The following is an 11,321-nucleotide window of genomic DNA, read 5'->3' on the forward strand; positions in this document are numbered from 1 at the left end:
AGGCATGGGCCACGACATACAGGCGCCTCTCCGGGACCCCCGGGGAGGCGCCGGTGCGTCCGCAACGAGCGGGGCACCCGCCGACGACGACGCGGCCCGGTCGTCGTTCCTGGCGCATGTCAGCCACGAGCTCCGCACACCGCTCACACTGATCACCGCGCCGCTCGAGGACGCTCTCGCGCATCCGGACCTCCCTCCTGAGGTCCGCAGGCACCTCGCACTCGTGCAGCGCGGCGCAGCGCGCCTGACCCGCATGGTGGACGCCATGCTCGACTTCGGCCGGATCGAGGCCGGCGCTCTGGAACCCGCCCCGGTCGACCTGGACGTGGCGGCGATGCTACGCACGCTGGTCGAGTTCTTCGTCCCGACCATGGAGCGGGCGGGCCTGAGCCTGGTCACGGACATCGAGGACCTGCCCCGAGCGGCCCACCTTGACCACGACATGGTCGAGCGGATCGTGTCCAACCTGCTCGCCAACGCCATCAAGTACACCCCCCGGGGCACCATCTCGATAGCGCTGCGCGACCTGGGCGAGTCGCTCTCCATCTCGGTCACCGACACCGGCGTCGGTATCGCGGCGGCGGATCGGGAGCGGGTCTTCCGCCGGTTCGAACGGGTGGCCACGCCGATGGGGGCGCGCAGCCCGGGCGGCGTGGGCATCGGACTCCCGATGGTCCGTGATCTGGCCACGATCCTCGGCGGACAGGTGACGCTCGAGTCCACCCCAGATGTCGGGAGCACCTTCACCGTGACCCTGCCCTACACCGTCGGCGACCCCACGGGCACCCACGCGAGCATCACGCCCCGCGGGGCCGCCTCGTTCGTGGCCGAGATGGCGTCCTGGCGGGGCATCGCCCCCGACACGCGCCGCCCGCCCACGGGCCACGGGCGGGCAGCGCTGCTCGTCGTGGAGGACAACCCCGACATCGCCGACTACCTGTCGTCGGTCCTCGCCGACAGCTACGACGTCACCGTGGCGGTCGACGGCGCGGCCGCGTTGGAATGCCTCGACACGGGACGGGTGGACATCGTGCTGGCCGACGCCGTGCTGCCGCGGCTCGACGGGCACGAGCTCGTCGCCGCCATGCGCGCGGATCCCCGCTTCAGCGATGTCCCGGTGGTGCTCGTCTCGGCCCAGGCCAGCTGGAGTGACGTCGCCGAAGGGTTGACCGGCGGCGCCGACGACTACCTCGCCAAGCCGTTCTCCCTGGCGGAGCTGCGGGCCAGGCTCGCGACCCATCTCGGCCGGGCGATGGACCGCATCACGACGGCGGAGGCGTTCGAGGAACGCCAGGCGCACCTGCAGCGTGCCCTGGAGGGCCACCGCGTGGTCGGCCAGGCGATCGGGATCCTCGTCGAACGCCACCGGATCACGGCCAGCCAGGCCTTCGACCTGCTGCGCGACGCCTCTCAGCATCGCAACATCAAGATGCGCGACATCGCGCAGCGGGTCATCGAGACCGGGTTGGATCCCGATCAGGCCTGATCACGTGAAGACGATCTGACCGCCCTCACTCAGTTCGATGAAGTCGCTGGCGCTGATGATGTCCTCCACGCCCTCGTACAGGTCCGAGCGGCTCAGACCGTTCATGTCGTAGCTGAGCTGGCAGCCCCAGAGATGGCCACCGGACGCCACGATGATGTCCAGCATCTCGCGCACGCCCGGAATCTCGAGCTCGTCGAACTGCTTCTTCATCATCGTCGTCGTGAGCTTGGTCATGCCGGGGATGGCCCCCATACCTGCCCACAGGGGCATGGACGGAGCCATGGGCAGATGCATAGCCGTGTTGCCGAGCATCGTGAACTTGATGCTGTCCATCGTGCGTTCGGTGATGAGGTCGAAGCCCCAGAAGGTGAAGAAGATGTGGGTCTCCACCCCTTCACCGAGGGCGGCGTTGGCCATGATGAGCGCCGGGTAGGCCGTGTCGAGGTTGCCCTTCGACGCGACGAAGCAGATCTTCCGGGGACCTGAGTCCTCCCGGGAGGGAGCGGTGAAGTCGGCCGGCTTGGCCGAGGTCCGGGCCGCGGAGGAGGGCTCTGCCGCCGGACGCGAGGCGGCCGGTCGACTGTCGCCGAAGTCGGGGATGATGGGGGTGTCAACGGTGTCTGTCATGTCTGGTCCTTCCTAGACGCAGCCCTTGGGCTTGGGCAGCCCTGCGATGTAGGCCATCTTCTTGGCGGGTTTCCCGGGAAACAGCCGGAAGAGCTCCTTCATGTCGAAGCCGCCGACGCTGGCGACCCTGCGCAGCGTCGCGGTCTCCTTGCGGGCCGGGTAGTCGGCGCGGAGGAACCGCAGCACCTTCCAGTGCTCGTCGGTCAGGTCCTCGACGCCTGCGTAGCCGGCGAGGATGGGAGCGAGATTCTCGTCCCATTGCGAGTACTCGGTGAGGAAGCCTTCGTCGTTGACGTCGATGGCTCGGCCGCCGATGCGGGTGGTGGGCACGATCGGGATCTCCTTAGAACTTGGGGATGATGGGGTCGGGCAGGATGGTGGACGGGTCGGCCGTCGAGTCGACGGCGACGATCGGAACGTAGTCGGGTACGGGACCCGCGCTCTGGCGACTGGCGGCCGGGGTCTTCGGGCCGCCCGCGCGCTGCGGGGAGGACGGCTTGCGGGCGGCGGGTTTGCGAGCCGACGGCTTGGCCGCCTTCGCCGTCGTCGTCGGGGGAGCGGGGTGGCGCTTGAGCAGGCCGAGGACCAGATCCTTGTTCGCGGTGCCGCTGGCCTCGCCCTCGATCTTCTTGCCCAGCAGGTGCATGTCCGTGGTGAACGGCAGCGGCCGTCCGCGCAGCAGGAACTCCCAGTAGACGAAGCGGAACGCGAGTTTGGCGAGGTGGTTCGAGCGGGATTCGCCGAGCAGGGTCATCGGTCCGACGCCGGGGAAGGGGAAGCCGCCCGTGTAGGGCTGAGTGCCGTAGTTGAAGTCCAGCAGCATGCCCTTGCCGTGCCCGGTCTCGATGAAGCAGTTGGCGTGACCGTCGAACTTGTGGGGCAGCTCGCGCCCCGCGATGTAGTAGGGCCAGTTCTCCATGAACACGTCGACGGAGAAGTGGGCCACCGATCCGGCCTTCGAGGTCTGGAGGGTCCCGCCGTCGCCGAGGACGAAGATGTCGGGGTGTTCCAGCGAGCGCATGGTGTGCTGGTCGCAGGGCACCAGATTTATGTCGTCGCCCAGCCCGGAGCGGGCCACGTACTCGGGCCCGACGTTGAGGGGGATGGACACGAGCAGGTCGTAGGGCACGCGCCGGTCGTCGTAGGACACCAGCTCCTTCGCCTCGGTGTCGACGCGTTCGACGGCGAAGTCCGGCTCGAGACGGATGTCGCGCTCGGTGAACATCTGGCCCAGTTCGCGCGAGGCGATCGGCTTGGTGAAGGCGCCGTCCAGCGGGGTCACGTAGACGATCTCGACCTTCTTGCGGCTCTTGCGCTCGCGGAAGTGCGCGTCGGCGAGGAACGTGAACTCCAGCGGCGCGACGGGGCACTTGATGGGCATGTCCGTGAGGTGGACGACGAGGCGCCCGCCCGAGAACTCCTTCATGGCATTCGCCAACGCCAGCGAGTGCGGCAGGTCGTAGAAGTGGTGCACGTCCGGGTGGTCCGCGCCCGGTGTCAGGTCCGGCCGGGGCTCCACGCCGGTGGCGATCACCAGCGTGTCGTACTCCAATGAGCGCCCGTCGCCCAGGTGGACCGCCTTCGTGGCCGCATCGACGCGGTCGATCTCCGCTAGCACCAACTCCACACCGTCGGGGATGAAGTGGTGCCGCGAGCGGACGATCTTGTCCTCTGAGTAGATGCCCACCGGGAGGAACAGATAGCCCGGCTGGTAGTGGTGGTCGTCGTCGCGGTCGACGACGGTGATGTGCAGCTCGTCGGGCGGATAGGCCGCTCGCAGCTTGTTGGCGACCATGGTGCCGGCCGTGCCGCCGCCCAGGATGACCAGTCTCCTCATTGAGGCTCCTCATGTATCAGTCGGTGGAAGGATCGTATACCCATATGGGTATGGGGTCAGGGGATACCCCCCATAACTCCTACGACGCGTCGGAGACGGGGCGGTTATGCTGGTCGACAAGGAGCGACGACGCCCGGAGGAAGGACCCGGATGGCTGGTCATGGCTGCTACGTGTCGGCGCTCGACATGTTCTCGATCGGCATCGGCCCCTCGTCGTCCCACACGGTCGGACCCATGCGGGCGGCCGCGGACTTCGCGGCCCGCATCGCCCGGCCGGGCGCCCCTGTCGCCCGAATCACCGGCGTGCTGTACGGATCGTTGGGCGCCACCGGGATCGGGCACGGGACACCGGACGCGGTCGTCGCCGGCCTGCGAGGGCTGCACCCCGAGACCTGTGATCCCAGCGACGTCCGCGGCGCCTGGTCGGGGCACCGCGACGGTGCCCCGCTGCTGGTCGGAGGCACGGTGGAGGTGGAGTTCCGGCGCGACGACCTGAGGCTGGCCCCCCTGACCCGCAAGCCGGCGCATCCCAACGCCCTGACGCTGACGGCGCTGGGGTCGGGTGGGGAGATCCTGCTGGAGGAGACGTACTACTCGGTCGGCGGCGGCTTCATCCGGCGCGACGGGGACACACTCGACCACTCCGGCCCGGCGTCGGGCGGGGTCGCGTTCGACACGGCTGAGGATCTCATGCGGATCTGCGCCGAGTTCGGGCTCTCCATCGCCGACGTCGCGCGGCTCTGCGAGCGCGCCCACCGCCCCGACGGGGACACCGACGCGGGTCTGGACGCGATCTGGGCCGCGATGCGGGCGTCGATCGACGCGGGCCTGGACGCCAGCGGCCACCTCCCCGGGCCGCTACGGGTGCCGCGACGCGCGGCCGGCGTGATGCGCCAGCTCGAGGACGAGGAGGCCGGGCGTCAGCGGGGCGCGGAATGGCTCCAGGTGTACGCACTGGCGGTCAACGAGGCCAACGCGTCGGGGGAGCGCGTCGTGACCGCCCCCACCAACGGGGCCGCCGGTATCGTGCCGGCCGTCGTGCAGTACTTCCTGGACGCCCATCCGGAGGCCGGGGCCGACGTGGTGCGGCGGTTTCTGCTCACGGCCACCGCGATCGGCAGTCTCATCAAGGCCAACGCGTACATCTCCGGAGCCGAGGGGGGATGCCAGGCCGAGGTCGGGTCCGCCTGCGCAATGGCGGCGGCCGGACTGTGCGCGATGCTCGGTGGCACTCCGCCCCAGGTCGAGAACGCCGCCGAGATCGCCATGGAGCATCACCTCGGGCTGACGTGTGACCCGGTCGGAGGACTCGTGCAGGTGCCCTGCATCGAACGCAACGCCATCGCCGCCAGCACCGCGGTCACCGCCGCCAGGCTCGCGCTCCACGGCGACGGCCGCCACATCGTCTCCCTCGACACGGTGATCGCGACCATGCGGCAGACGGGCCTCGACATGCACACCAAGTACAAGGAGACCAGCACCGGCGGCCTCGCCGTCAACGTCGTCGAGTGCTGACGCCGCAGCGTCCGCCGGGGTAGCGTGGATCGGGACGGGGAGGTCGACGATGGACATCATTCTCATTCCGGGGCTCTGGCTGGACGGCGCGTCGTGGACGCATGTCGCCGGTCACCTGACGGCGGCCGGACACCGGGTCGTGGCGGTGACGCCTCCCGGCCATGACGGTGGCGATCCCCGGCGCGCGACCTACGCCGACCTCGTCGCCGCCGTCGTCACCGAGATCGACAACGCGCGCGGCAAGGTGGTGCTGGTGGGGCATTCCGCGGGCTGCGCCGTCGCCTGGGCAGCGGCGGACCGCCGGGTCGACCGGGTCGCTTGCGCGGTACTGGTGGGCGGGTTCCCGATCCCGAACGGTCAGCAGGTGCTCGACGGATTGGAGGTGGTCGACGGCGTCGTCCCCTTCCCCGGATGGGCGGCCTTCGACGGGCCCGATACGGCCGATCTCGACGAGACGCTGAAGGCGGAGGTGGAGAGCCACATGACTCCCGCACCGGCCGACTTCGTGTCGGCGACCCAGCAGCTCCAGGACGATCGCCGCCACGCCATCCCCACTGTCATGGTGTGTCCCGAGTACTCCAGCGCGCAGCTGCGGGACTGGTCCGAGGAGGGCTTCGCCCAGCTGGGGGAGCTGCGGCACCTCGACGAGGTCGCCTACGTCGACCTCGAGTCAGGGCACTGGCCGCAGTTCAGCCGACCGGAAGACCTGGCCGACGTGATCCTCAGGGCCGCCACCGTGCACCACCGGGCTGATCGCTGACGGCGTACGGACAGGCTGCCGGGACCGGCGGCACCGACGCTACCGTGGGCGCTGATCCGCCCAGCTGAGGAGCCACGATGACGTACGGCCCCGAGACACTCGCCGTCCACGCCGGTCAGGAGGCCGCCGACACCGCCACCAACGCGCGGGCGGTGCCGATCTACCAGACCACCAGCTTCGTGTTCGATGACGCGCAGCACGCCGCCGACCTGTTCGCGCTGGCCCGGCCCGGCAACATCTACACGCGGCTGATGAATCCGACCCAGACCGTGCTCGAGGCCCGCGTGAACGCCCTCGAGGGCGGCGTCGGGGCCCTGGCGACCGCCTCCGGAGCCTCCGCCATCACCTACGCCGTGCTCAACCTCACCTACGCCGGCGACAACATCGTGGCCCTGTCCACCCTCTACGGCGGCACCTACGCCCTCTTCGCCCACACCCTGAAGCAGTTCGGCATCGAGGCCCGGTTCGTCGACCCCGCCCGCCCCGACGACCTGGCGCGCCACGTCGACGACCGGACCAAGCTGGTCTTCGGGGAGACGGTCGGCAACCCGGCCCTCAACGTCATCGACCTCGATGCGTGGTCCGAGGCGGCGCACGCGCTCGGCCTTCCGTTCATCGTCGACAACACCGTTCCGACGCCGCACCTGACCCGCGTGTTCGACCATGGCGTCGACATCGCAGTGCACTCGGCGACCAAGTACCTGGGGGGACACGGGACGTCGCTCGGGGGCGTACTGGTGGACTCCGGCCGCTTCGACTGGGCCGCGCATGCGGAGCGCTTCCCGGGGCTGACCGCCCCCGACGCCGCCTACCACGGCGTCGTGTGGACCGAGGCGGCGGGCCCGGCGGCCTACGTCATCCGGGCCCGCACCGTCCTCCTGCGCAACACCGGTGCGGCGATCGCGCCCATGAACTCGTTCCTGCTGCTGCAGGGCATCGAGACGCTGCACCTGCGGATGGAGCGGCACAGCGAGAACGCGATGGCGGTCGCGCGGCACCTGGAGCAGCACCCGGCGGTGGCCTGGGTGAGCTACCCGGGCCTGCCGTCGAGCCCGACGCACGACATCGCGACCCGCATCCTCAAGGGTGGGTTCGGCGGACTGGTGTCGTTCGGCATCCAGGGCGGCCGCGCCGCAGGCACGGCGTTCGTGGAGTCTCTGCAGCTGTTCAGCCACCTGGCCAACATCGGCGACGCCAAGTCCCTCGCCATCCACAACGCGTCGACCACCCACTCCCAGCTGTCCGACGAGGAGCTGGAATCGGCGGGGGTGCCGGCGGAGATGGTGCGCCTGTCGGTGGGCATCGAGCACATCGACGACATCATCGCCGACATCGATAATCGGCGGGGGTGCCGGCGGAGATGGTGCGCCTGTCGGTGGGCATCGAGCACATCGACGACATCATCGCCGACATCGATCAGGCGCTCGCCCGGATCTGACCTACGAGGTGGTGCGCGGGTCGCTGGCTTGGTGCCGGCGATCCGCCTCGATGTCTTCCTCGGCGATCGAGTGGTCGGAGGTGTGGAGGTGTTCCCCCGCCTCCGGCTGCTCGGTCTCGCGCGGGGTCAGCTCGCTGTCCTCGACGGCGGCGTCGGCGTTCTGACCGGGGATGCGGTGCTCGGACATGGCGGCTCCTTCGTGTGGAATGGTCCTGGTCAGGCTAGCCTCTCCTGCCTGGACGCGGGTCCGTTCCGGTGGTCGAATGGGGTCATGAGTACACGCGCGGCCACCCCGGACGTCGTCGAGTCCGCGGCACTCACCGGTCGGCTGAATTGGCTCCGGGCGGGGGTCCTGGGCGCCAACGACGGCATCGTCTCGATCTCCGCCACCGTCGTCGGCGTCGCGGCCGCCACGGACACCGTCACCCCCGTGCTGCTGGCAGGCGTGGCCGCGGTGGTCGCCGGGGCGATCTCCATGGCGCTGGGGGAGTACGTGTCGGTCTCGAGCGCCGCGGACTCACAGCGTTCCATCATCGCGGCGTTGCGTCAGCTGCTGAGCACCGACCGGCGGGCCGTCGACGACGAGCTCGTCGTGGCATACATGCGCCAGGGGCTCAGCCGTCCCACCGCCGAGCGCGTGGTGTCCGAGATCGGCGACGCGCACGCCGTGACGGCGCACCTCTCGCAGCGCTTCCACCTGGCCGAGGACGAGGTGGTCAACCCCTGGCACGCGGCGGTGGCCTCGGCGCTGGCGTTCCTCGCGGGCGCTGTCCTTCCGCTGCTCACCATTCTGCTCAGCCCTCTCGAGTTGCGCATCCCCGTCACTGTGCTCGCGGTCCTCGTCGCGCTCGCCCTGACAGGCGGTGTGGGCGCCAAGCTCGGCGGCGCCCCCGTCGGCCGCGCCGTGCTGCGGGTCACCACCGGTGGCCTGCTCGCCCTGGCCGCGACCTACGGCGTCGGCGCGCTGCTCGGCGTGACGGTCGCCTGACCGGGCGCAGCGGAACTGCTGCAACAATGGGGGCGTGACAACGCACCTCGACCGCAGCGTGGGCCTCGTGACGACCCGCACCGCTCGCGTGTTCGACGACGCCCACCCGCTGACGCTGCGCAGCGGGGCCACCCTCGGCCAGGTGGACGTCGCCTACGAGACGTACGGCACCCTCAACCACGCCCGCGACAACGCGGTGTTCATCTGTCACGCGCTGACGGGCGACGCCCACGCCGCGGGATTCCACGACGGCGACACCAAACCCGGCTGGTGGGACACGATCATCGGGCCGGGCAAGCCGATCGACACCGGCACCTGGTACGTCGTCTGCGCGAACCTCCTGGGCGGCTGTCAGGGCACCACCGGTCCCTCGTCGACCAACCCGACCACGGGGGAACCGTACGGCCTGGACTTCCCGCTGCTGGACATGGGCGACTTCGTGGAGGTGCACCGGGCACTCGGCCGCCACCTGGGCATCGACCGCTTCGCCGCCGTCGTCGGCGGCTCCCTGGGCGGGATGCAGGCGCTGCAGTGGGCCATCGACCACCCCTCAGAGGTCGGCCGGGCCATCATCATCGCGGCATCGTCACGCCTGACCGCCCAGAACATCGCGTTCTCCGCGGTCGGCCGGCAGGCCATCATGCGCGACGGCGACTTCCGCGAGGGGCGGTTCCTCACCGAGGGGACCGCGCCGCGGCGCGGCCTGGCGGTCGCGCGCATGATGGCCCACATCACGTACCTGTCGGAGACCGGCTTCGAGGAGAAGTTCGGCCGCTCCGCCCAGCGAGGCGAACTCACCAAGAACTTCGGTGTGGACTTCGCCATCGAGAGCTATCTGGAACACCAGGGCGAGCGGTTCCTGTCCCGGTTCGACGCCCTCAGCTACCTGTACCTCACCAGGGTGATGGACTACTTCGACCCGTTCGCCGACCCGCAGGCGCTCGACGCGCTCCTCGACGACCCGGTCCGGTTCCTTGTTCTGAGCTTCGACACGGACTGGCGCTTCTCGACCGAGCACTCGCGCCGCATCGTGCGCCACCTGGAGGGAGCGCGCCTGCCGACCTCGTTCCGGGAGATCCACTCGGCGTGGGGCCACGACTCGTTCCTGCTCGACATCCCTGACTACCACGCCACCGTCCGCGCGTTCCTCGAGCGCGCCGCCGAGGACCTGTCATGACCCCCAAGGCGCGCCGGGACCTGTGGCTCATCTCGACCCTCATCCCTGAAGGGTCCCGCGTCCTGGACCTCGGGTGCGGTGACGGGGAGCTGCTGCGGCTCCTGCAGCGCAAGGGCTGCTCGGGTACCGGCGTCGACATGAGCCCCTCGAACCTGGTCGCCGCCATGCGCAGCGGCGTCGACGTCATCCAGCTCGACCTCGACCGGCAGCTGGGGGAGTTCGCGGACGACTCCTACGACGTCGTTGTGCTGTCGCGGACGCTGCAGACCGTGCGCCATCCCCGCCACGTCCTGCAGGAGATCGGCCGCATCGCCGTGCACTCGCTGGTGTCGATGCCGAACTTCGCCCACTGGCGCAACCGGCTCCGCCTCCTCTCGGGACGGATGCCGATGTCGAAGGACCTCCCGTTCGAGTGGTACGACACACCCAACCTGCACCACTCGTCGCTGCCGGACCTGGAGCCGCTCTTCTCGGGCCTGGGCATGGTCATCGACACGCGGATCCCGCTCGACGCCTCGGGCCGCCCCCACCGGCTGGGGAACCTCGCCCCCAACCTGGTCGCGAGTTCCTCGCTGTACCTGCTGCACGCTAGGCGATGAGGTCGGCGACGCGGGTCAGCGCGCCCCCCAGCCCCCAGCGGGTGGTCAGCTCGGCGATGCGGTCGCGGTCCGGCGGCGTCCGCGTGAGCGGTGGCAGCTGCAGCGCATCGACACAGGTCACGACCTCACGCGCGCGGGCCAGGTAGTCGACGTCCGCCAGGACCTTCGCCCGCATCGACGCCGTCATCCCCGAGGCGGGGTTCAGTGCGGCCTCGACGATGGCCTCGAGCGACGCGTGGGCCGACACCAGGGCCACGGCGCTTTTCTCGCCGATGCCGCGGACCCCGGGCAGTCCGTCCGACGGGTCGCCCCGCAGCACGGCGAAGTCCACGTAGCGCGCCGGCGGGATCCCGTAGCGGGCCGTCAGTGTCTCGGGCGTGACGACCTCGTGATTGGCGACCGACCGCGCGACGTAGACGACGCTCGTGTCCGCGTCGACCAGCTGGAACAGGTCCCGGTCTCCGGTGACGACGAGGCTGCGGCCGTCGTGCGCGCGGGCGAGGGAGGCCAGCACGTCGTCGGCCTCGTGGTCCGGCACCCCGAGGACCGGCAGCCCCAGCGCCTCCAGGCACTCCCGGATCACCGGCACCTGGACCGCCAGGTCGTCGTCGACCACTTCCTCGTCCGCGGAGCCGCCCTCGACGACGCGGTGCGCCTTGTAGCTGGGCACCAGATCGACCCGCCAGGCCGGTCGCCAGTCGTCGTCCCACGCGCAGGCGATCACGTCCGGGGTGTACTGGCCGACCAGGCGACCGATGAAATCCAGCGTGCCGCGCACCGCGTTGATCGGGCGGTCGTCCGGCGACCGGAAGGTCGCGGGTACGCCGAAGTACGCACGGAAGTACAGGTAGGAGGTGTCGAAGGCCATCAGCGTGCTCACCGCGCCATCCTCGC

General features: G+C 70.1%; 11 protein-coding genes and 1 pseudogene. 8 read left to right on the forward strand and 4 right to left on the reverse strand.

Annotated features, from left to right (window positions below):
- Nucleotides 1–4 precede the first annotated feature (4 nt).
- Nucleotides 5–1,486, forward strand: coding sequence for an ATP-binding protein (locus ACFQPD_RS03970; protein ID WP_385898665.1), 1,482 nt, complete (start codon nucleotides 5–7; stop codon nucleotides 1,484–1,486).
- Here the strand turns inward: ACFQPD_RS03970 and ACFQPD_RS03975 are convergent, their stop codons facing one another.
- Genes ACFQPD_RS03975 through ACFQPD_RS03985 form a run of 3 tightly spaced genes read right to left on the reverse strand, consistent with a single transcriptional unit; the run spans nucleotide 1,487 to nucleotide 3,950 of the window.
- The gene (locus ACFQPD_RS03975; protein WP_083196582.1) at nucleotides 1,487–2,113 is read right to left on the reverse strand and encodes a DsrE/DsrF/DrsH-like family protein; all 627 of its coding nucleotides are present in this window, start codon (nucleotides 2,111–2,113) and stop codon (nucleotides 1,487–1,489) included.
- Nucleotides 2,114–2,125: 12 nt separating this feature from the next.
- On the reverse strand, nucleotides 2,126–2,443 hold the full coding sequence (locus ACFQPD_RS03980) for a TusE/DsrC/DsvC family sulfur relay protein (RefSeq protein ID WP_068751415.1): 318 nt from the start codon (nucleotides 2,441–2,443) through the stop codon (nucleotides 2,126–2,128).
- A gap of 13 nt (nucleotides 2,444–2,456) precedes the next feature.
- Complete coding sequence (locus ACFQPD_RS03985) at nucleotides 2,457–3,950, reverse strand: FAD-dependent oxidoreductase (RefSeq protein ID WP_385898669.1); 1,494 nt, start codon at nucleotides 3,948–3,950, stop codon at nucleotides 2,457–2,459.
- Between the two features lie 150 nt (nucleotides 3,951–4,100).
- Between ACFQPD_RS03985 and ACFQPD_RS03990 the strand changes: the two genes are divergently transcribed.
- The 7 genes and pseudogenes from ACFQPD_RS03990 (at nucleotide 4,101) to metW (ending at nucleotide 10,427) form a co-directional block, all read left to right on the forward strand.
- The gene (locus ACFQPD_RS03990; RefSeq protein ID WP_385898670.1) at nucleotides 4,101–5,465 is read left to right on the forward strand and encodes an L-serine ammonia-lyase; all 1,365 of its coding nucleotides are present in this window, start codon (nucleotides 4,101–4,103) and stop codon (nucleotides 5,463–5,465) included.
- Nucleotides 5,466–5,514: 49 nt separating this feature from the next.
- On the forward strand, nucleotides 5,515–6,225 hold the full coding sequence (locus ACFQPD_RS03995; protein ID WP_385898672.1) for an alpha/beta fold hydrolase: 711 nt from the start codon (nucleotides 5,515–5,517) through the stop codon (nucleotides 6,223–6,225).
- Nucleotides 6,226–6,302: 77 nt separating this feature from the next.
- Nucleotides 6,303–7,550, forward strand: a pseudogene (locus ACFQPD_RS04000) (O-acetylhomoserine aminocarboxypropyltransferase/cysteine synthase family protein); the annotation flags it as partial.
- Nucleotides 7,551–7,585: 35 nt separating this feature from the next.
- Complete coding sequence (locus ACFQPD_RS04005; protein WP_385898776.1) at nucleotides 7,586–7,663, forward strand: PLP-dependent transferase; 78 nt, start codon at nucleotides 7,586–7,588, stop codon at nucleotides 7,661–7,663.
- A gap of 271 nt (nucleotides 7,664–7,934) precedes the next feature.
- Nucleotides 7,935–8,651: a VIT1/CCC1 transporter family protein gene (locus ACFQPD_RS04010; RefSeq protein WP_353082138.1), complete on the forward strand. Its 717-nt coding sequence runs from the start codon at nucleotides 7,935–7,937 to the stop codon at nucleotides 8,649–8,651.
- A gap of 34 nt (nucleotides 8,652–8,685) precedes the next feature.
- Nucleotides 8,686–9,828 (forward strand): homoserine O-acetyltransferase, encoded by a 1,143-nt coding sequence (locus ACFQPD_RS04015; protein ID WP_068751421.1) that lies wholly within the window; start codon nucleotides 8,686–8,688, stop codon nucleotides 9,826–9,828.
- Nucleotides 9,825–10,427: a methionine biosynthesis protein MetW gene (metW, locus tag ACFQPD_RS04020; RefSeq protein WP_068751422.1), complete on the forward strand. Its 603-nt coding sequence runs from the start codon at nucleotides 9,825–9,827 to the stop codon at nucleotides 10,425–10,427. Before ACFQPD_RS04015 ends, metW begins: the two co-directional genes overlap by 4 nt.
- Here metW and ACFQPD_RS04025 read toward each other — a convergent pair.
- Nucleotides 10,417–11,307 (reverse strand): 5'-3' exonuclease H3TH domain-containing protein, encoded by an 891-nt coding sequence (locus ACFQPD_RS04025; RefSeq protein ID WP_385898674.1) that lies wholly within the window; start codon nucleotides 11,305–11,307, stop codon nucleotides 10,417–10,419. The genes metW and ACFQPD_RS04025 overlap by 11 nt on opposite strands.
- Nucleotides 11,308–11,321 lie beyond the last annotated feature (14 nt).

It is taken from the genome of Tessaracoccus sp. O5.2 (genome assembly GCF_964266725.1).
GTDB classification, from domain to species: Bacteria; Actinomycetota; Actinomycetes; order Propionibacteriales; family Propionibacteriaceae; genus Arachnia; species Arachnia lapidicapta.

Coding starts and splice junctions, on each gene's coding strand:
- ACFQPD_RS03990 (WP_385898670.1), top strand. CDS start 4,101: ATGGCTGGTCATGGCTGCTACGTGTCGGCGCTCGACATGTTCTCGATC.
- ACFQPD_RS03985 (WP_385898669.1), bottom strand. CDS start 3,950: ATGAGGAGACTGGTCATCCTGGGCGGCGGCACGGCCGGCACCATGGTC.
- ACFQPD_RS04010 (WP_353082138.1), top strand. CDS start 7,935: ATGAGTACACGCGCGGCCACCCCGGACGTCGTCGAGTCCGCGGCACTC.
- ACFQPD_RS03970 (WP_385898665.1), top strand. CDS start 5: ATGGGCCACGACATACAGGCGCCTCTCCGGGACCCCCGGGGAGGCGCC.
- ACFQPD_RS03975 (WP_083196582.1), bottom strand. CDS start 2,113: ATGACAGACACCGTTGACACCCCCATCATCCCCGACTTCGGCGACAGT.
- ACFQPD_RS04005 (WP_385898776.1), top strand. CDS start 7,586: ATGGTGCGCCTGTCGGTGGGCATCGAGCACATCGACGACATCATCGCC.
- ACFQPD_RS03995 (WP_385898672.1), top strand. CDS start 5,515: ATGGACATCATTCTCATTCCGGGGCTCTGGCTGGACGGCGCGTCGTGG.
- metW (WP_068751422.1), top strand. CDS start 9,825: ATGACCCCCAAGGCGCGCCGGGACCTGTGGCTCATCTCGACCCTCATC.